The 19806-nt window shown below is 60.5% G+C and carries 20 protein-coding genes; 4 read left to right on the top strand and 16 right to left on the bottom strand.

The window, feature by feature from the left end; all coding sequences use genetic code 11:
• Nucleotides 1-17: 17 nt before the first annotated feature.
• The 11 genes from FHT78_RS26180 to sdhC form a co-directional block, all read right to left on the bottom strand.
• A complete protein-coding gene (locus FHT78_RS26180) occupies nucleotides 18-3002 on the bottom strand; it encodes a 2-oxoglutarate dehydrogenase E1 component (RefSeq protein WP_183749477.1) in 2985 nt (994 codons plus the stop codon).
• A gap of 170 nt (nucleotides 3003-3172) precedes the next feature.
• A complete protein-coding gene (gene sucD / locus FHT78_RS26175; RefSeq protein WP_183749476.1) occupies nucleotides 3173-4075 on the bottom strand; it encodes a succinate--CoA ligase subunit alpha in 903 nt (300 codons plus the stop codon).
• Nucleotides 4076-4088: 13 nt separating this feature from the next.
• On the bottom strand, nucleotides 4089-4580 hold the full coding sequence (locus FHT78_RS26170; RefSeq protein ID WP_183749475.1) for a DUF1579 family protein: 492 nt from the start codon (nucleotides 4578-4580) through the stop codon (nucleotides 4089-4091).
• Nucleotides 4581-4588: 8 nt separating this feature from the next.
• Nucleotides 4589-5782, bottom strand: coding sequence for an ADP-forming succinate--CoA ligase subunit beta (gene sucC, locus FHT78_RS26165; protein WP_183749474.1), 1194 nt, complete (start codon nucleotides 5780-5782; stop codon nucleotides 4589-4591).
• Between the two features lie 36 nt (nucleotides 5783-5818).
• A complete protein-coding gene (gene mdh, locus FHT78_RS26160) occupies nucleotides 5819-6781 on the bottom strand; it encodes a malate dehydrogenase (protein WP_007822364.1) in 963 nt (320 codons plus the stop codon).
• 174 nt (nucleotides 6782-6955) lie between these two features.
• The gene (zapE, locus tag FHT78_RS26155; RefSeq protein ID WP_183749473.1) at nucleotides 6956-8119 is read right to left on the bottom strand and encodes a cell division protein ZapE; all 1164 of its coding nucleotides are present in this window, start codon (nucleotides 8117-8119) and stop codon (nucleotides 6956-6958) included.
• A gap of 48 nt (nucleotides 8120-8167) precedes the next feature.
• The gene (locus FHT78_RS26150) at nucleotides 8168-8674 is read right to left on the bottom strand and encodes a protease inhibitor Inh/omp19 family protein (protein WP_183749654.1); all 507 of its coding nucleotides are present in this window, start codon (nucleotides 8672-8674) and stop codon (nucleotides 8168-8170) included.
• Nucleotides 8675-8952: 278 nt separating this feature from the next.
• Nucleotides 8953-9732 (bottom strand): succinate dehydrogenase iron-sulfur subunit, encoded by a 780-nt coding sequence (locus tag FHT78_RS26145; RefSeq protein ID WP_007822372.1) that lies wholly within the window; start codon nucleotides 9730-9732, stop codon nucleotides 8953-8955.
• 15 nt (nucleotides 9733-9747) lie between these two features.
• The gene (gene sdhA / locus FHT78_RS26140; RefSeq protein ID WP_183749472.1) at nucleotides 9748-11589 is read right to left on the bottom strand and encodes a succinate dehydrogenase flavoprotein subunit; all 1842 of its coding nucleotides are present in this window, start codon (nucleotides 11587-11589) and stop codon (nucleotides 9748-9750) included.
• A gap of 7 nt (nucleotides 11590-11596) precedes the next feature.
• Nucleotides 11597-11977: a succinate dehydrogenase, hydrophobic membrane anchor protein gene (gene sdhD, locus FHT78_RS26135; protein ID WP_183749471.1), complete on the bottom strand. Its 381-nt coding sequence runs from the start codon at nucleotides 11975-11977 to the stop codon at nucleotides 11597-11599.
• An 11-nt stretch (nucleotides 11978-11988) separates the two neighbouring features.
• On the bottom strand, nucleotides 11989-12381 hold the full coding sequence (sdhC, locus tag FHT78_RS26130; RefSeq protein WP_183749470.1) for a succinate dehydrogenase, cytochrome b556 subunit: 393 nt from the start codon (nucleotides 12379-12381) through the stop codon (nucleotides 11989-11991).
• A 301-nt stretch (nucleotides 12382-12682) separates the two neighbouring features.
• Between sdhC and FHT78_RS26125 the strand changes: the two genes are divergently transcribed.
• A complete protein-coding gene (locus FHT78_RS26125; RefSeq protein ID WP_183749469.1) occupies nucleotides 12683-13177 on the top strand; it encodes a hypothetical protein in 495 nt (164 codons plus the stop codon).
• A gap of 98 nt (nucleotides 13178-13275) precedes the next feature.
• Here FHT78_RS26125 and FHT78_RS26120 read toward each other — a convergent pair whose 3' ends face one another.
• Genes FHT78_RS26120 through tsaD form a run of 5 tightly spaced genes read right to left on the bottom strand, consistent with a single transcriptional unit; the run spans nucleotide 13276 to nucleotide 16747 of the window.
• Nucleotides 13276-13923, bottom strand: coding sequence for a methyltransferase (locus FHT78_RS26120; protein WP_183749468.1), 648 nt, complete (start codon nucleotides 13921-13923; stop codon nucleotides 13276-13278).
• Nucleotides 13924-13929: 6 nt separating this feature from the next.
• Nucleotides 13930-14361 carry an EVE domain-containing protein gene (locus tag FHT78_RS26115; RefSeq protein ID WP_183749467.1) on the bottom strand — a complete coding sequence of 144 codons (432 nt, stop codon included), beginning with the start codon at nucleotides 14359-14361 and terminating at the stop codon, nucleotides 13930-13932.
• Between the two features lie 5 nt (nucleotides 14362-14366).
• Nucleotides 14367-14660: a YciI-like protein gene (locus FHT78_RS26110; RefSeq protein WP_183749466.1), complete on the bottom strand. Its 294-nt coding sequence runs from the start codon at nucleotides 14658-14660 to the stop codon at nucleotides 14367-14369.
• A 9-nt stretch (nucleotides 14661-14669) separates the two neighbouring features.
• Nucleotides 14670-15653, bottom strand: coding sequence for an NAD(P)H-dependent glycerol-3-phosphate dehydrogenase (locus FHT78_RS26105; protein WP_183749465.1), 984 nt, complete (start codon nucleotides 15651-15653; stop codon nucleotides 14670-14672).
• Nucleotides 15650-16747: a tRNA (adenosine(37)-N6)-threonylcarbamoyltransferase complex transferase subunit TsaD gene (gene tsaD / locus FHT78_RS26100; protein ID WP_183749464.1), complete on the bottom strand. Its 1098-nt coding sequence runs from the start codon at nucleotides 16745-16747 to the stop codon at nucleotides 15650-15652. Before tsaD ends, FHT78_RS26105 begins: the two co-directional genes overlap by 4 nt.
• 72 nt (nucleotides 16748-16819) lie before the next feature.
• Between tsaD and hemC the strand changes: the two genes are divergently transcribed.
• Genes hemC through FHT78_RS26085 form a run of 3 tightly spaced genes read left to right on the top strand, consistent with a single transcriptional unit; the run spans nucleotide 16820 to nucleotide 19805 of the window.
• Nucleotides 16820-17749 carry a hydroxymethylbilane synthase gene (gene hemC / locus FHT78_RS26095; RefSeq protein ID WP_183749463.1) on the top strand — a complete coding sequence of 310 codons (930 nt, stop codon included), beginning with the start codon at nucleotides 16820-16822 and terminating at the stop codon, nucleotides 17747-17749.
• Nucleotides 17750-17754: 5 nt separating this feature from the next.
• Nucleotides 17755-18471 carry a uroporphyrinogen-III synthase gene (locus tag FHT78_RS26090; RefSeq protein WP_183749462.1) on the top strand — a complete coding sequence of 239 codons (717 nt, stop codon included), beginning with the start codon at nucleotides 17755-17757 and terminating at the stop codon, nucleotides 18469-18471.
• Nucleotides 18472-18530: 59 nt separating this feature from the next.
• Nucleotides 18531-19805, top strand: coding sequence for a COG4223 family protein (locus FHT78_RS26085; RefSeq protein WP_183749461.1), 1275 nt, complete (start codon nucleotides 18531-18533; stop codon nucleotides 19803-19805).
• Nucleotide 19806 lies beyond the last annotated feature (1 nt).

Here is a 19806-nt window from a genome sequence, read left to right as displayed (position 1 = left end):
GCGCTTCCCCCTTTTTGTTAGCCGCCCAGCGCATCCTCGAGGAACGCGGCGAGCTGCGACAGATGCTTGGACATCAGGCCAGTTGCCGGCGAAGCGGCGGCCGGCCGGCCCGTGTAGCGAACACGCTGATACTTCGCATCAATATGAGCGAGCACCCACTCGAGATACGGGTCGATGAACGACCAGGCGCCCATGTTCTTCGGCTCTTCCTGGCACCAAACCATCTCGGCGTTGCGGAAGCGGGACAGCTCGTTGATGAGCGCCTTGGCCGGGAACGGATAGAGCTGTTCGATGCGCAGCAGGTAGATGTCGTCGATGCCGCGCTTTTCCCGCTCTTCCAGGAGGTCGTAATAGACCTTGCCGGTGCAGATGACGACCCGACGGATCTTTGCGTCCTTCTGCAGCTTGATGGGACCATCCTTGATAACTTCCGCATCGTCCCACAGGAGACGGTGAAAGGAGGATTCGCCGGCCATTTCGGCAAGCGTCGAGACCGCGCGCTTGTGGCGCAGCAGCGACTTCGGCGTCATCAGGATCAGCGGCTTGCGGAAGTCACGCTTCAGCTGGCGGCGCAGGATGTGGAAGTAGTTCGCCGGGGTCGTAACGTTGGCGACCTGCATGTTGTCTTCCGCGCACAGCTGGAGAAAGCGCTCCAGACGGGCGGACGAGTGTTCCGGCCCCTGGCCTTCATAGCCATGCGGCAGCAGGCAGACGAGACCTGACATGCGCAACCACTTGCGTTCGCCAGACGAGATGAACTGGTCGAACACGACCTGTGCACCGTTTGCGAAGTCGCCGAACTGGGCTTCCCAGAGCGTCAGCGCATTCGGGCGGGCCAGCGAGTAGCCATACTCGAAGCCGAGAACGGCTTCTTCCGAAAGCATCGAGTTGATGACTTCGTAACGGGCCTGCGTCGGCGACAGGTTCGCCAGCGGAATGTAGCGCTCTTCGGTTTCCTGATCGTAGAGAACCGAATGGCGCTGCGAGAAGGTGCCGCGTTCGCAATCCTGGCCGGATAGGCGGATCTTGTGGCCCTCAACGACGAGCGCACCGAAAGCCAGCGCTTCGGCCATCGCCCAGTCGAGGCCTTCACCGCTCTGGATCATGTTGGCGCGATTTTCCATGAAGCGCTGGATAGTGCGATGCGCATTGAAGCCTTCAGGAATTTCCGACAGCTTGCGGCCGATATCCTTGAGCGTCTTCATCGGCACGGCGGTCTTGCCGCGGCGCTGTTCGTCGGCATTGTCTGCCGTGCGCAGACCGGACCATTCACCGTCCAGCCAGTCGGCCTTGTTCGGCTTGTAGTGCTGACCGGCTTCGAACTCCTGCTCGAGATGGGCGCGCCAGTCGGCCTTCATCTTTTCGACTTCGCCGTCGGTGAGCAGGCCTTCGCGGACGAGACGATCTGCATAGAGCTGCAGGACCGTCTTGTGGCCACGGATGACCTTGTACATCTTCGGCTGCGTGAAGGACGGCTCATCGCCTTCATTGTGGCCGTAGCGGCGGTAGCAGAACATGTCGAGCACGACAGGCTTGTGGAACTTCATACGGAATTCGGTCGCAACCTTGGCCGCATAGACGACAGCTTCCGGATCGTCGCCGTTGACGTGCAGGATCGGCGCTTCGATCATCTTGGCGACATCGGACGGATAAGGCGACGAGCGCGAGAAGGCGGGGTTCGTCGTGAAGCCGATCTGATTGTTGATGATGACGTGCATCGTGCCGGCGACGCGATGGCCGCGAAGACCGGACAGGCCGAGGATTTCGGCAATGACGCCCTGGCCGGCGAAAGCTGCGTCACCGTGGATGAGAAGCGGCAGAACCTTGGAGCGTTCGGACAGCGGAATGATGTCGCCGTCCCAGACGGTAGCGCTCATGTCCTGCTTGGCGCGAGCCTTGCCCATGACGACAGGGTCGACGATTTCGAGATGCGACGGGTTTGCCGTGAGCGAAACGTGCACTTTATTGCCGTCGAATTCGCGGTCGGAGGAAGCGCCGAGATGGTACTTCACGTCGCCGGAACCTTCGACTTCGTCAGGCGCGTAGGAACCGCCTTTGAATTCGTGGAAAATGGCGCGGTGCGGCTTGCCCATGACCTGGGACAGCACATTCAGGCGGCCGCGATGGGCCATGCCGAATACGGCTTCCTTGAGGCCGAGAGAACCGCCGCGCTTCAGGATCTGTTCGAGCGCCGGAATGAGCGATTCACCGCCGTCGAGGCCGAAGCGCTTGGTGCCCTTGAACTTGACGTCGAGGAACTGTTCGTAGCCTTCGGCTTCGACGAGCTTGGCGAGGATCGCCTTCTTGCCTTCGGCCGAGAAGGCAACGCCCTTGTCCGGACCTTCGATACGTTCCTGAATCCATGCCTTTTCTTCCGGATTGGAAATATGCATGAATTCGACGCCGAGCGTCGAGCAATAGGTGCGCTCGAGAATCTCGATCATCTCGCGAATGGTCGCGTATTCGAGACCGAGCACGTTGTCGATAAAGATCTTGCGATCGTAGTCTGCAGCCGTGAAACCGTAATTTTCAGGCGCAAGCTCGTGATAATCATCCACCGGGGCGGCGATGCCGAGCGGATCGAGCTTGGCATGCAGATGGCCGCGCATGCGATAGGCGCGGATCATCATGATGGCGCGGACGGAATCGCGCGTCGCCTGCAGCACATCGGCGGCATTTGCCGGCTGGCCAGCGGCTTCGGCCTTCGCCTTAACCTTGGTTTCGATGACCTTTTCGACGATGCCCCAGTCGCCATCCAGTGCCGAGACGAGATCGCCGCTTGCCTGCAGCGGCCAGTTCTTCTTGCGCCAGGAAGCGCCCTTGGCCGCCTTCTTCACATCAGCAGGATCGTCTTCCAGCGCCTTGAAGAAAGACCGCCACTGGTCGTCTACCGAGTTGGGATCGTCTTCATAACGGGCGTAGAGCTGCTCGATATAGGCAGCGTTGGCGCCATCCAGAAACGAGGTGATCTGAAATTGCTCGTTGGCTTCTTGCCGTGCCATGGTGTTACGCGGACGCTTCCGTCCGCCTCCTGACTTAGATGAATTTGCCGGCTTCATCGCCGGCTGCCGCATTCCGATTGCCGCCTGTCCGCGGCGCATCCGCATTGAGTAAGTGGAGAGCCGGGCGGAGGCCGGGATGCCGTTCCTCCGCCCGGGGTATATAAGTTGGATTAGCCCTTGAGGACTTCAACCAGCGTCTTGCCGAGGCGAGCCGGAGATGGCGACACCTTGATGCCGGCCGATTCCATTGCTGCGATCTTCGATTCCGCGTCGCCCTTGCCGCCGGAAACGACAGCACCGGCATGGCCCATGGTGCGGCCCTTCGGCGCGGTACGGCCTGCGATGAAGCCGGCCATCGGCTTCTTGCGGCCCTTCTTGGCTTCGTCCTTGAGGAACTGAGCTGCGTCTTCTTCAGCCGAGCCGCCGATTTCGCCGATCATGATGATCGAGGTCGTGGCTTCGTCGGCCAGGAACATTTCGAGCACGTCGATGAATTCGGTGCCCTTGACCGGGTCGCCGCCGATGCCGACAGCCGTCGTCTGGCCAAGACCTTCATTGGAGGTCTGGAAGACGGCTTCGTAGGTCAGCGTGCCCGAGCGGGAGACGATACCAACGGAACCCTTGCGGAAGATCGAACCCGGCATGATGCCGATCTTGCATTCTTCCGGCGTCAGGATGCCCGGGCAGTTCGGTCCGAGCAGGCGCGAGTTGGAACGGTCGAGGCGGGCCTTGACACGAACCATGTCCATGACCGGGATGCCTTCGGTGATGCAGGTGATGAACGGGATCTCGGCGTCGATCGCTTCGATGATCGCATCGGCAGCACCTGCCGGCGGAACATAGATGACGGACGCGTTGGCGCCAGTCTTTTCCTTGCCCTCGGCAACGGTTGCGAAGATCGGCAGGCTTTCGCCCTTGGAGCCGGTCCAGGTTTCGCCACCCTTCTTCGGGTGAATACCACCTACCATCTGCGTGCCGTAGTAAGCGAGCGCCTGTTCGGTATGGAACGTGCCGGTCTTGCCGGTTAGGCCCTGAACCAGAACCTTGGTGTCTTTGTTGACGAGAATGGACATGCGAGGCCTTTGTTTAGGAGAGGTTGGAAGACGTGAGGGACGCGCGACGATAGGTGCCGCTGACGACCTCCTGCCAAGTATCGCTGCCTGCAGGCGAAAAGCTGACGCCCATCCGGTAGCAGTCTTCATTTTCAAATGTGAATACGGTGCGCTGTCTGCCGCGCGGTGAAGCCTTCATCAGCACCAATTCATTGCCATTCCACGCACCGGAAGCCGGTGAGGGCGGAGCAAAACCGACGCTGTCGAACTGGTAGAGCTTGTAGCTCTGGTCCGAACCGTCGAAGCCAAAAACATTACGGGCTTCGAAGGAAACTTCTCCGTCACGCATCTGTCGATAGGATTGCTCGACGAAGAACCCGCCGAACAGCGCCTCGCCGGAGAGCGAAGCGCTGGCCTTGCCTTCCTTCGTCCAGGCCGAAGCCGCGACATGCTCTTCCCCTTCCCAGAGGCCGGCAAAGACCTCCAGACGGAAATGAGCAGCACTGGGCGTGGACTGGGAAGCCATGACCGTTCTCAACCGTTGATCGCAGCGACGATCTTCTTGGCCGCATCATCCAGATCGTCAGCAGCCGTAATGGCCAGACCCGATTCGTTCAGGATCTTCTTGCCGAGCTCGACATTTGTGCCTTCAAGGCGAACCACGAGCGGAACCTTCAGACCGACTTCCTTGACCGCGGCAATGACGCCCTCGGCAATGACATCGCACTTCATGATGCCGCCGAAGATGTTGACGAGAATACCTTCGACCTTGGGGTCGGCGGTGATGATCTTGAAGGCTGCAGCAACCTTCTCCTTACCGGCGCCACCACCGACGTCGCAGAAGTTTGCCGGCTCCTTGCCGTAGAGCTTGATGATGTCCATCGTCGCCATGGCAAGGCCAGCGCCGTTGACCATGCAGCCGATGTTGCCGTCGAGCGCCACATAGGCGAGGTCCCACTTGGAGGCCTCGATTTCCTTGGCGTCTTCTTCCGTCTCGTCGCGCAGCGCCTTGACGTCATCATGACGGAACAGAGCGTTGCCGTCGAAGGACATCTTGGCATCGAGAACGCGCAGATGGCCGTCCTTCATGACGATCAGCGGGTTGACCTCAAGAAGGGCCATGTCCTTCTCGCCGAATGCCTTGTAGAGCGCCGGGAAGAGCGTCTTGGCATCTTCTGCGGCTGCACCGTCGAGCTGCAGCGCCTTCGAGATTGCGGCAACGTCGGCAGCCGTAACGCCTGCTTCCGGATCGATCGCGATCGTGTGGATCTTCTCAGGCGTGTCGTGGGCGACAGCTTCGATATCCATGCCGCCCTCGGTCGACACGACGAAGGCTACCTTGCCGACCGAACGGTCGACCAGGAGCGAGCAATAGAGTTCGCGGGCAATGTCGGCGCCATCTTCGATATAGAGGCGGTTGACCTGCTTGCCGGCTTCACCGGTCTGTGCGGTCACCAGCGTATTGCCGAGCATTTCCTTGGCATGAGCAACGACTTCGTCGATCGACTTGGCGAGACGAACGCCGCCCTTGGCATCCGCGCCAAGTTCCTTGAACTTGCCCTTGCCGCGGCCGCCCGCATGGATCTGGCTCTTGACCACATAAAGCGGACCGGGAAGCGACTTGGCGGCAGCCTCGGCTTCTTCAACCTTGAGGATAGCCACACCCTGCGCGACCGGCGCGCCATAGGTCTTCAGCAGAGCCTTGGCCTGATATTCATGAATGTTCATGGGTTTATCCCTATTTCGATAACGTCAGCGCACCGATTACTTGAGGGCGGGCGCGATGTTGATGCAGGCTTCGCAGAGACCGGCGACGGCGCCGACGGACTTGTCGAAGGCTTCCTTCTCGGTCTTGTTGAGATCGATCTCGATGATGCGTTCGACGCCGCCGGCACCGATGACGGTGGGAACACCGACATACATGTCCTTGACGCCGTACTGGCCGGTGAGGTGGGCAGCGCAGGGCAGGACGCGCTTCTTGTCCTTGAGATAGGATTCAGCCATTTCGATCGCAGAAGCGGCTGGAGCGTAATAGGCCGAACCGGTCTTCAAGAGGCCAACGATTTCGGCGCCGCCGTCACGGGTGCGCTGGATGATTTCTTCGAGGCGTTCCTTGGTGACCCAGCCCATCGTGACGAGGTCGGTCAGCGGAATGCCGCCGACGGTCGAATAACGGGCAAGCGGCACCATCGTGTCGCCGTGACCGCCGAGAACGAAGGCCGTGACGTCCTGGACCGAAACGTTGAATTCCTTGGCGAGGAAAAGACGGAAGCGCGAGGAGTCGAGAACGCCGGCCATGCCGACGACCTTGTTGGCGGGAAGGCCGGAGAACTTCTGCAGCGCCCAGACCATGGCGTCGAGCGGGTTGGTGATGCAGATCACGAAAGCGTTCGGGGCATACTTCTTGATGCCGGCGCCGACCTGCTCCATGACCTTGAGGTTGATACCGAGAAGGTCGTCGCGGCTCATGCCCGGCTTGCGCGGAACACCGGCAGTGACGATGCAGACGTCAGCACCTTCGATGGCGGAATAGTCGCTGGCGCCAGTCAGATTGGCATCGAAGCCCTCGACCGGGGAGGACTGTGCGATATCGAGACCCTTGCCCTGGGGAATGCCGTCGGCAATGTCGAAGAGGACGATATCGCCCAGTTCCTTCAGGCCGGCGAGATGCGCCAGCGTGCCACCAATCATGCCAGAACCGATGAGTGCGATCTTGTTACGCGCCATTTCGCTTTTCCTTTGCGATCAAAATCCGTCGGGCGACGCGCGGGCATCGCCCAATGCCGCAATCGCATAGACCTAAAGCCAAAAAATGGCAATGCATTATTTTTGGTGCAACAATTTCAATCGTTTAGATATTAAAATTCTTACGTAAACGTAAGATCGTTTGTCACTAAAGTGTTACTCAGCAGCCCGCCGTTCATGGTGCGCTGCGAGATATTCCGCGCTTCTCATCTCAAAAAGGCGGGATGCCGTACGATCGAATTCAAAGCCTTCAGTGCCGCGCCTTTCAATGAGCAGATCTTCGGGCATGGCGGCGGCGGAAGCATAGAGGCGGGTGCCATGATCGTAGAGCGTATCGATCAGAATGATAAAGCGCTTGATCTGGTTCCGCTTTTCAGGGCCGAGCAAGGGAATGTGATCGAGGAAGATCGTATCGAAGCGTTCGGCGATAGCCAGGAAATCGGCAGCACCCAGCGGTTTTTCGCAGAGGGCAGAGAAGGAGAAGCGCGCCATGCGGTCGACAGCAAGCGGCACATGGATTGTCCGGCCCTTCATGGCAATTTCCGTTGGCTGCGCCTTGCGGCCGTGCAGCGCCTGCGTCCACGACGCATCCATCGCCATGTCGGTGCGCTCATCAATCGGGACGAGATAGACCGGCTGGCTGTTCAGCTTCTCCATCCGGTAGTCGGTCGGTGAATCGAGCGAGACGATCTCGACATGCTTCTTGAGGAGACTGACGAAAGGCAGGAAAAGCCCGCGATTGAGGCCATCCTTGTAGAGATTGTCGGGCTCGACATTCGAAGTCGCCACCAGTACGCAGCCGCGCTCGAAAAGCTCGGAAAACAGCCGCGACAGGATCATCGCATCGGCGATATCGGTGACGGTGAATTCGTCGAAGCAGAGCAGTTCCGCTTCCGCGAAAAGGGCAGCGGCGACCGGCGGCATCGGATCGGCCTGCTTCGTCTCGCCGTTCTTCAGCTTTTGCCGATGGACGGCGATGCGATTGTGCACATCCGCCATGAATTCGTGGAAATGCGCGCGCCGCTTTTTCCGGCAGGGCGCCATTTGGAAGAACATATCCATGAGCATAGTCTTGCCGCGCCCGACGCTGCCATAGATGTAGAGGCCTCTAATACCGGCCTCGGTCTTCTTCTTGGGAGCAAACAACCAGCCGAGCGCGCTACTCTTGGCGGCAGGCTGCTTCCGCTTGAGAGCGGCAAGCACCCGGTCGAGGCACTTGGCCACATCCATCTGGGCAGAATCAACCTGCAACGTCCCCGATGCGGTCAGCGATTTGAGCTGCTCGGTGACGCTGAGCGAATAGTCTGGCATTGGCTGCATGAGGGCTTGTCCGCCTATGCGTAACCGGCGGAACCCCGCCGGACTGTCTTACCGGCTGAGGGTGATCGGCTGCCCGGTCGAGGTCTGGCCATTGAAGCTGTTGTCGGCGACCTTGTAGACGGAACCGATCTGGTTGCCGCTGCGATCCTTGAGCAGAACCTGCTTGCCGGACACTTCCCAGGAGCCCATGGCCGTCAGCTCGCCAACGCAACCGCGCGTACCGCCGCGCGATCCGCTGCCGAGATTGGTGAGCGTCAGGAACATGTCGCAGGTGCCGTTGACACGCCAGCTGCCGACCATCGATTCCTTGGTGACATCAAGCGAAGTCGCTGGTGCAGCACCGCCCGGCTGGACACCCGCCGTCGGCGCCGTCGAAGTCGGAGCGGCGGGAAACTGTCCGGTCGGAGGAGGCAGCTGGCCGCCCTGTACGGAAGGTACCGGCTGCGCGGTCAGCGGCGGAGGTGCGCTGTTACTGCTGTAATCGTATGAGGTGCGTTGGCATCCCGCCAAGGCCAGAGCGGCCGTTAGACCCGTCACCACATATCGCAACTGCATCATCAAGCTCCCGAATGTCCGCCTCAACCGCAGAGATATTTCAATTCTGGGTTCGAATTACCGTATTTCACTTTGGTTAATCAAGTCAGCACAATACAAATCAGCCTTCGAGACACCTATGGCGAAGCCGGCACAATTCAACCAACCGCTCGCCGGACTTCTTGCTGGTAAAATATGTCAGCAAGGTGTTGTGCCCGGGCGTCTCGTTCTTGATTAAGTTTGATCCGTTCGGCGAAGTCGAGATAACGCTCAATTGAATTCGATGGAGGCGTCGGCGCTCACACGCGACGCTCGACCATCATCTTCTTGATTTCGGCGATTGCCTTGGCCGGATTCAAACCCTTCGGGCAGGTCTGCGCACAGTTCATGATCGTGTGGCAACGATAAAGGCGGAACGGATCCTCGAGATTGTCGAGGCGCTCGCCGGTCGCTTCATCACGGCTATCGATCAGCCAGCGATAGGCCTGCAGCAGCACGGCCGGTCCGAGATAGCGGTCGCCGTTCCACCAGTAGCTCGGACAGGAAGTCGAGCAGCAGGCACATAGGATGCACTCATAGAGACCGTCGAGCTTCTGACGATCTTCATGGCTCTGCTTCCATTCCTTGGCGGGCGTCGGCGAAACCGTCTTCAGCCAGGGCTCGATCGAGCGATGCTGGGCGTAGAAATTGCTGAGATCCGGAACCAGATCCTTGACCACGGGCATATGCGGCAGCGGGTAGATCTTCACAGTGCCCTTGATGTCGTCCATGCCCTTGGTGCAGGCGAGCGTATTCGTGCCGTCGATATTCATCGCGCAGGAACCGCAAATGCCTTCACGGCAGGAACGGCGCAGCGTCAGCGTCGGATCGATCTTGTTCTTGATGTAGAGAAGCGCGTCGAGAACCATTGGCCCACAATCGTCGACATCGACATAGAACGTGTCGATCGACGGGTTCTGGCCATCATCGGGGCTCCAGCGATAGACGCGGAACTCGCGGGTGTTCTTGGCACCCGCCGGCTTGGGCCACACCTTGCCTTCGCGCATCTGGGAGTTCTTGGGAAGAGCGAGTTCAACCATGTCAGGTTCCTCTGATCAGTATACGCGGGCCTTCGGCTCGATCTTATGGGGATCGATTCCGTCTGCGATGAGGTCGGTGTGGACAGGCCGGTAATCGAGCTTCACGTCGCCCGCCTCGTTCACCCAGGCCAGCGTGTGCTTGCGCCAGTTGACGTCGTCGCGGCCTGCGAAGGGACCTGACGTGTAGTCTTCGCGGGCATGCGAACCGCGGCTTTCCTTGCGAGCCTCGGCGCCGTAGATCGTCGTGATGGCGTTTGCCATCAGGTTCTGCAGTTCCAGCGTCTCGACAAGGTCGGAGTTCCAGATCATCGAGCGGTCGGTGACCTTGATATCCTTAAGCTCGCCCCAGATTTCCGAAAGGCGGCGGCAACCGGATTCCAGCGATTCCTGGGTGCGGAACACGGCTGCGTCTTCCTGCATGGCGCGCTGCATCTTCTCGCGCAGCACCGCCGTCGGCGTGCCGCCATTGGCGTAACGCAGGCCGTCGAAACGGTCCATGATCTTGTCGCAGGCAGCCTTGTTCAGCGCCGGTACCGGCTCGTTGCGGTCAATGATCTCGCCCGCACGGATGGCGGCGGCGCGACCGAAGACCACGAGGTCGATCAGCGAGTTGGAGCCAAGGCGATTTGCCCCGTGAACCGAGGCACAGCCGGCTTCACCGACGGCCATCAGGCCGGGAATGATGCGTTCCGGGTTGGAACTGTCGGCATTCAGCACCTCGCCCCAATAGTTGGTCGGAATGCCGCCCATATTGTAGTGGACGGTCGGCAGGACCGGGATCGGTTCGCGGGTCACATCGACGCCTGCGAAGATCTTGGCGCTCTCGGAAATGCCCGGCAGGCGCTCGTGCAGCACGGCCGGATCGAGATGGTCGAGATGCAGGAAGATGTGGTCCTTGTTCTTGCCGACGCCGCGGCCTTCCCGAATTTCCAGCGTCATGCAGCGCGAAACGACGTCGCGCGAGGCGAGGTCCTTGGCCGATGGCGCATAGCGCTCCATGAAGCGCTCGCCATCGGAATTGACGAGATAGCCGCCTTCGCCGCGCGCGCCTTCGGTGATGAGACAGCCGGAACCATAGATGCCGGTCGGGTGGAACTGCACGAATTCCATATCCTGCAGCGGCAGACCCGCGCGCGCGATCATACCGCCGCCGTCGCCGGTGCAGGTATGAGCAGAGGTCGCCGAGAAATAGGCGCGGCCGTAACCGCCGGTTGCCAGCACTACCATCTTGGCAGCGAAGCGATGGATCGTACCGTCGTCGAGGCACCAGGCGATGACGCCGGTGCAGCGGCTGCCGTCATCGGACATGATCAGGTCGAGCGCAAAATACTCGACGAAGAATTCGGCATTATTGCGCAGCGACTGGCCGTACAGCGTGTGCAGGATGGCGTGGCCGGTACGGTCGGCGACAGCGCAGGTGCGCTGCACGGGCGGGCCTTCGCCGAAATTCTGCATATGGCCGCCGAACGGGCGCTGGTAGATTTTGCCTTCCTCGTTGCGCGAGAAGGGCACACCGTAGTGCTCCAGCTCATAGACCGCCTTCGGCGCTTCCATGGTGAGATACTGCATGGCATCGACGTCGCCGAGCCAGTCGGAACCCTTGACGGTGTCGTAGAGGTGCCACTGCCAGCTGTCGGGCGTCATGTTCTGCAGCGAGGCGGCAATACCGCCCTGGGCGGCAACCGTGTGCGAGCGGGTCGGGAATACCTTGGTGATGCAGGCCGTGCGGAAACCCTGTTCGGCCATACCGAGCGTGGCGCGCAGGCCGGCGCCGCCGGCGCCGACGACGATCACGTCATAGGAGTGATCGACATAGGTATAGGCCTTCCCATTCTGAGCGGGTGAAGACGTTGCCATGATACGGTTATCCTACGAATGCGATTTTCAGAATGGCGAAGAGACAGAGGCCGGCGACCAAAACCGCGAAGAATGTGTTCAGCATCAGGAGCAGCAGCTTGCCGATCTCGCCGTGAACATAGTCTTCGATGATGGCCTGCATCCCGAGCTTCATATGGATGGTGCCGGAGATGACCATCAGGCCCATGATGACGGCGACGAACGGATTCGACAGCGCGCGAACCACGTCGGGATAGGGCGCGCCGGCATAGACGATCATGAAGATGGCGAAGAAAATGATGAGCGGGATGTTGGAGACAGCCGTCAGGCGCTGGCGCCAGAAATGATCGGTGCCTTCCTTGGCGGAGCCGAGACCGCGAACCTTGCCCAGAGGAGTGCGCATATCCATGAGTGCGACCTTCAGAAGCGAATGATGAAACCGATCACCCAGACCAGCACGGTCAGACAGAGCGATCCAATGACGTTGGCGATGGCGAGCTTGGTGGAGAATTCCTTCTCGAATCCGTGTCCGAGATCCCACATCAGGTGACGGAAGCCGCCGAGCATATGGTGCAGCAAGGCCCAGGTATAACCGAGCAGGACGAGCTTGCCGATAATGCTGCCAAGCACCCAGTTGGCCCAGTCGTAATATGCCTGGCCGGTGGCCGCCGCGATGAGCCACCAGGCAATCAGCAGCGTGCCGAAATAAAGAGCGCCACCGGTAATGCGGTGAACGATCGACATGGCCATAGTGGGGATAAGCTTGTAAACTTGCAGATGCGGCGACAGGGGCCGGTTTGTCACATTCGCCATCAGAACCTCGCGGCGTCTTCCATTTGCCCTTGATGTCAGGGGCATTCTCAGTCAACCACACGAATGACAAAATTCTGTGTGCGTTGCATCATTCTCGACGTTTAATCACCGAAACCCCTGACGACAAGCATAATTGCTGCCTGCTTTTAATTTAATCGATTCGCGTTACCGGGAAGTTTTCAACACCGCGAAACTCGTCTCTTTCGCTCATTTTTTAAGCCGCCCTTATGCCGCGTGGACAAGATCAGCCTTTAGGCGCAATCTGGCGTTAACGATTTGTTAGCGTTTCGGAGTTTGGTCCATGTTTCGCAGTCTGTCCAAGACCACCCTTGCTCTCCTTGCGGTGCTGACAGCGCTACCCGCAGCAGCAGGAGAGCGCAACTTCGATCATCGCTTTCCGCGCCATAACGGTTTCAATGACGGCGTCTTCCTCGGCAGGCGCACTCATTGGGATAGTGGCCTGCACTTCAGACGCGACAACGTTATCCGCTATCGCCCTCGTACCCCGTTTCTGAAGCAGTTCAGCTATCCGGGGACAAGCCGCTATGGCCGCAGCAACATCGTTATCATTGCGGCCCAGCCCAAGAGCTATGATCAGAATTACGGGAGCAACGGCATCTACGCTGGATCGTCCTATGCCTATGAGACCGATGGCGGGACCTATGTCGGCGGCGATGGGTACTATCGTCTGGCTGCGCCGGAACGTAACCTTGCCCCGAAGGCCAAGGTCATCGATGTCGGCATCGCTGATGATCCCTGCTCCTATGAGGCCAATGTCTGCGTCATCAGGCCCTAAAGCATGTCGCGCAAAAGTGCGCAGCGGTTTTGCGACAACGACATGCTAAAACAAGAGCTTAAAGCGTAGCGGGCGAATCTGAAAGATCGCGATACGCTTTAGGGCCTGAACCGCCAGACAGTCGTCTTCTTGACCTCGCTGTCTTCAAGCGCCCGGGTCACGGGCACCTCATAAACGGCGCAAAACTCCAACCTGTCTTTTGGCAGATAGGCCCGCCCCGGATCGCCGACCAGGACATCCTTGCCCTCGGCAGAGAGAGTTTCGAACCAGGGCACCAGCGAACAGGCGAAGGATTTGTCATAGAAAACGTCGCCTGCAAGAACCACATCCGCATCGACATTCTGCCCGATGAGATCGGCTCCGGTGAAATCCAGTGAGACGGAATTGACGGCCGCATTCAGCCGCACCGCCGTCTGCGACCACGGATCGATATCGGCGGCCCTCACCTTGGCCGCACCAGCTTGGCTTGCGGCAATTCCCACCAATCCGGAACCGCTCGCGAAATCGAGGACGCACTTTCTTTTGACCGTTTCGGGATGATCGAGAACATAGCGCGCCAACCCCTGCCCGCCCGCCCAGGCAAACGCCCAGAAAGGCGGCGGCAGGCCGATTGCCTCAAGCTCCTCTTCCGTCTTCAGCCAGAGTTCGTGAGCTTCGCTCGCCAGATAGAGCCGGATCTCCGGCACATGCGGCGGAGCAAGCAGGCTGGTATTGGCGCGGATGAAGGTTTCCGGGTCGGTTTTCAAGGCTGTTCAGCGCGGCGGGTTGTCAAAACCGCCCATGCGGCAGACCTCGGCCCATTCGTCATCCGTCACCGGCTGCACGGAAAGCCGCATCGAAGTGACCAGCGACATCTTGGACAGCTTCTCGTTTGCCTTGACATCCTTCAGCGTCACCGGCTTCGGCACATCCATGACGGCGCGGATATCGACACAATCCCAGCGGTCGTCGCCCTTCGCCGTCGAATCCGGATGCGAGAGCGCGCAGACCTCGACGATACCGACGATCTCCAGCCCGTCATTGGAATGGTAGAAGAAACCCTTGTCGCCGATCTGCATGGCCCGCATGTTGTTGCGCGCGAGGTAGTTGCGCACACCGGTCCATTCGGTACCCTTCTCTCCGGCGGCCTTCTGCTGCTCCCAGGACCAGGCCGCAGGCTCGGATTTATAAAGCCAGTGCGCCATCCCGCTTAAGCCTCCGGCTTGTTGAAGACCCAGTTGAAGGGCTTGACTTCGACGTTTTCGAAGAGACCGGCCAGTGCGTAAGGGTCGGCAGCGCCGAGCGCGTTGGCTTCTTCCAGTGTTTCCGCATGAACAATGACGAGACTGCCATTCGACTTGCCTTCAGCATCGAGGAATGGGCCAGCCATGGCAAGCTTGCCTTCAGCATTCAGCTTGTTGAGATAATCGAGATGGGTCGAGCGCGTTTCCATGCGCACGTTGAGATGGCCGGGCTTGTCCTTGCAGAGAAGGGCGAAAAGCATGTCTGTCTCCTATTCGGTCGTAATCGGACGCGTCATCAATTGTTCGATGGCTTCGGGTATACCGAGCTTGCCTTCTATGATCGCAGAAACCGCATCGGTGATCGGCATCTCGACACCGAGTTCCTCGGCAAGCCGAGAGGCAACCGCCGCCGCAAAGGCGCCTTCCACCAGTTCGCCGCGCGAAGGGTCGACCTTTTCGCCGCGCCCGAGCGCGATGCCGAAACGCAGGTTGCGCGACTGATGGCTGGTTGCCGTCAGCACCAGGTCACCTAGGCCGGAAAGTCCCCGCGCCGTATCGGCATTGCCGCCCTTGGCGACGATAAAGCGCGACATCTCGGCAAGCCCGCGGGCAATCAGTGCCGCACGCGCCGAATCACCGATACCGCCGCCCTCGACAATGCCGCAGGCAATCGCCAATACATTCTTCAATGCTCCGCCAAGCTGCACGCCGATGCGGTCTGCTGAGGCATAGAGCCGGAAGGTGCGCCCGGAAATCGCCTGCGCCAGCCGCTCGGCAATCTGCACGTCAGCCGCGGCAATCGCCATGGCCGTCGGCAGCCCCTTGGCGATGTCGGCGGCAAAGCCTGGACCGGAGAGCACGCCGACCGGGTGATCGGGCAATTCCCGTTCCAGCATGTCGGTCAGAAGCGCACCGGTCTGCCGTTCGATGCCCTTCGCGCAGGTGACCACAACGGCATCCTTAGCCAGATAAGGACCATACTGCCGCGCGGCATCCCCCTGTGCCTGCGACGGCATGGCAAAGAGCACGATGCCCGCATCGCCGATTGCATCTGCCTCAGCGGAAAATTCCAGTGCTTCAGGCAGTGGGATGCCAGGCAGAACGGCGTCATGAAGCCGTCCGGACCTGAGATCTTCGATCAGCGCGGGATCGCGGCCGACGAGTACAGCCGAATTGCGCCCTGTGAGCGCGATGACGGACGCAAGTGCCGTACCGAAAGCTCCCGATCCGACCACAGCGATCCGTTCGCTCATGCCTTGGCTCCCCGCTTTCCGGATCCGAGCACGGTCCCGGCCCTGGAATCGAGCGGCCACCGCGAACGCGGCTGCACATCGAGATCGTCTGGTGCGACGCCCTTCGCCATGCGCTCAAGTCCGGCCCAGGCAATCATCACGGCGTTGTCGGTGCAGAGGTGGAGCGGCGGCGCGATGAAACGGAAGCCATTCTTGGCGCAGAGTGCCTGCAGCGTGCTGCGGATCTCCTGGTTCGCTGCGACACCGCCGGCCACCACCAGCGCCGGCTTTTCCGGAAGGTCCGGAAATTCCGCCTTGAATCGCTGCAGGCCGCGGCCGATGCGATCTTTCATCGTGCGGGAAATCGCCTTCTGGAAGGAGGCACAGACATCGGCGACATCCTGATCCGTCAGCGGCGCGATCTCGGTCGCTGCCTGGCGCACGGCCGTCTTCAGGCCTGAGAAGGAAAAATCGAGCCTCGCTTCGCCGACGAGCGGCCGCGGGAAATTGAAGCGATCGGCATTGCCACCCTGCGCCATCTGCTCCACCGCCGGCCCGCCGGGGTAGGGAAGGCCAAGCAGTTTCGCTGTCTTGTCGAAAGCTTCGCCCAGCGCATCGTCGATCGTCGTACCCCAGCGCTCGTACTCGCCGATGCCGCGCACGAGGATGAGCTGCGTATGGCCGCCGGAAACGAGCAGCATCAGATAAGGAAAGGAAAGTCCGTCCGTCAACCGCGCCGTCAGCGCATGGCCTTCCAAGTGGTTGACAGCATAAAGGGGTTTGCCCGCTGCCTTGGCGATCGCCTTGCCGGTCATCAGACCGACAAGCAGCCCCCCGATCAGGCCAGGCCCAGATGTCGCGGCAATCGCATCGACATCCGAGAGCGACACATTGGCGCGCTTCAGGGCCTCGTCGATCAACTCGTCGAGCGCTTCGACATGGGCGCGAGCGGCAATTTCTGGCACCACGCCGCCATAGGCACTATGCTCGTCCAGCTGGGAAAGAACGACATCCGACAACACGTTGGAGCGGCCTTCGGCATCGCGCTCGACGACCGCAGCGGCGGTCTCGTCGCAGCTTGTCTCGATGCCCAGGATGCGCAGAAAGGGAGCCATGAAACCTGTTCGTTGATTGCGATAGGGTTTAAACCCGTTTACGAGAACTCCGGTAACAACGGATCAAAGCGGATGCAAACAAAACCTTTCCGGATCGGCACGCGGGGCAGCCCGTTGGCGCTCGCGCAGGCACACGAAGCCCGCGACAGGCTTATGGCGGCTCACAATCTGCCGGAGGAAATGTTCGAAATCGTCGTTCTGACGACCAAGGGCGACCGCATTACCGACCGTTCGCTGGCCGAGATCGGCGGCAAAGGACTTTTCACGGAAGAGCTCGAGCAGCAGCTCGCGGCCGGCGATCTCGATCTCGCCGTGCATTCGAGCAAAGACATGCCGACTGTACTACCGGAAGGTCTTTATCTCTCCGCGTACCTTCCGCGCGAAGATATCCGCGACGCCGTCGTCGGCCGCACCGCGCCGAAGCTGATCGACCTGCCGCACGGCGCAACTGTCGGTTCATCCTCGCTGCGCCGTCAGGCGCTCATCCGCCGCATGCGACCGGACATCAATGTCATCACCTTTCGCGGCCTCGTCGACACCCGCCTGCGCAAGCTTCAGGAAGGCCAGGTGGATGCGACCCTTCTGGCACTTGCCGGTCTCAAGCGCCTCGGTAAGGTCGAGGTGATCACCGATATTCTCGACCCTGACAGCTTCCCGCCGGCACCCGCCCAGGGCGCGATCTGCATCGAAAGCCGCATCGGCGACACAAGGATCGACGAGCTGCTGGCGCCGATCAATGATGCGCCCACATTCGACACGGTCTCCTGCGAGCGCGCCTTCCTGGCCGCCCTTGATGGCTCCTGTCGCACGCCGATCGGCGGCTACGCCGTCTGCGAGGGGGATCAGATCCGATTCTCGGGCCTTATTCTCACGCCTGACGGCCGCCACCAACATGCAATCACCATCGACGGCAACCGCCGCGACGCCGCAGCCCTTGGCACCCGCGCCGGACAGGACGTGCGCGCAAGGGCCGGCAGCAGCTTCTTCGAGGACTGGAGCTAGCCTGCATGCGCGTGCTCGTCACCCGTCCGGCGCATTCGGGCGAGCGCACCGCTCAACGTTTGCGCGAACTGGGTCACGAGCCACTATTGCTGCCGCTCACCCGTCCCGTCCACGACAAGGCCGCCGCTCGGCAGGCCCTGGAAACGACCACCGGGGCGATAGCCGTAACGAGCGCCGAAGCTGTGCGCACCTTGCAGTCACTGGGGGAGGCGCTGACGCCTCACCTTTCGCGCCGTCTCTTTGCCGTTGGTGAAACCACAGCCGACGAGGCCCGCAGGCTGGGATTCCATTCTGTCTCGGCATCGTCGGGCAGCGGCCGCGAGCTGGCCGAGCTGATCGCGGCAAGCAAGGTCGATAAGCTTCTCTATCTCGCAGGCAATCCGCGCGCCGAGACTTTCGAGAGGCGCCTGACGGAGCTCGGGCGGCATTTCTCGGTGGCCGAGTGTTACCGAATGGAGCCTGTCGCGCCCAGCCCCGAGGCCGTCGCAACCCTCCTGACGAACAACCCTCCCGATGCTGTTCTTTTCTATTCCCGCCAGACGGCCGGAAATTTCTTTCATATCCCGAGGGTAGAGTCCCTTTTGCTGCAGCTGCCGAAAATCCGTCTCATTTGCCTCAGCAACAGTGTTGCGGAAGCTGTTCCATCCGTTTTGAGGACAGTCCTGGAGATTTCACCGATGCCGGATGAAAAAAGCCTTTTGTCGCTGCTTAGAAGGCTTTAGCCGCCCAAATTTGATCTAACCTCTTCCCTTAATTGCCATCCCTGTCTAGTTTCGTTGCAATGCAGGATAATGAGGACCTCATGGTATCGGGAAATCCGCCACGCCACTCGAAGAGCTCCGATAAGCCGGTCACGATTGACCTGGACGCGCAGGACTTCACCCCGGCGGCCGATTCTGAAAAGCCTGCCGAAGAAGCCGCACAAGCAGCCAATGACACGCCTGTCGCCGAAGCCGCTGCCGCTGCGGAAGCCGGCGGTGAACCGCTGTCGGAACACGAGAGCGAACGCGCCGCCGGCTCGCAGGAAGAGCCCCTCTCCAAGGAGCTCCCGCCATCGGAACCGCTACAGCTGCCTCCACCACAAAAGGGCGTGGTCACGTCGGGCCTGATTGCCGCCGGCATCTTCGGCGGTCTTGTCGCGCTGATTGGCGCCGGCGCGATTCAATATGCCGGTTATCTGCCGGGCTCCTCCACCCGGCAGACGAACTCTGCCGAAATGGCCGACCTCTCCGGCGAGATCGAAGGCCTCAAGCAATCGGTTGCAAGCCTTGCCTCCAATCCGCCGCCGGCAGCCGATAATAGTGCCCTCGAAAAGCGCATCGCGGCTCTCGAAGCGGTCCCTCAGACGGGGGCATCCGATACATCGACCGGCTCCGCAGGTATCGAAGCACTCAACCAGAAGATTGCAGATCTGACAGCTCAGATTGCTCAGTTGAAAACGAGCCTTGCGCAGACCACCGAACAGCAGGCCTCAAACGGTGCCGACATTACGAGCCGCCTTGCCGAAGCCGAAAAGAAGCTGAACGAACCGCGCGAGGATGTCGCCGTTGCCCGCGCCATCGCAGCCGCAGCTCTCAAGGCCGCGATCGACCGCGGCGGCCCCTTCATCGCCGAACTCGATACATTTGCGGGGGTAGCACCCGATGATCCGGCTGCAGCCGATCTGCGCGGCTTTGCCGAAACGGGCATTCCCTCCCGTGCCGAACTGATTCGTCAGGTTCCCGATGTCGCCACCGCCATCATTGAATCCGTCAATCAGCCGGATCCTAATCAGAGCTGGTCAGACCGACTGATGTCGAGCGCCAAATCTTTGGTCTCGGTCCGTCCCGTCGGCAATGTCGAAGGCGAAAGCGTTGAAGCGATCGCCGCGCGCATCGAGGACAAGGTCAAGAACGGCGATCTGCCCGGTGCAGCTACCGAATGGAACAGCCTGCCTGCTGTCGCAAAACAGGCTTCTGCCGCCTTCAAGCAATCGCTCGAAGCTCGTATCCGCGTCGAGGATCTCGTCAGCGGTACTCTCTCCAAGGCCGTTTCCGGCACCGGCAAGGAAGGATGAG

This window comes from Rhizobium sp. BK196, assembly GCF_014193255.1.
Lineage (GTDB): Bacteria > Pseudomonadota > Alphaproteobacteria > Rhizobiales > Rhizobiaceae > Rhizobium.
This window is presented reverse-complemented; position numbering and strand designations above follow the sequence as displayed.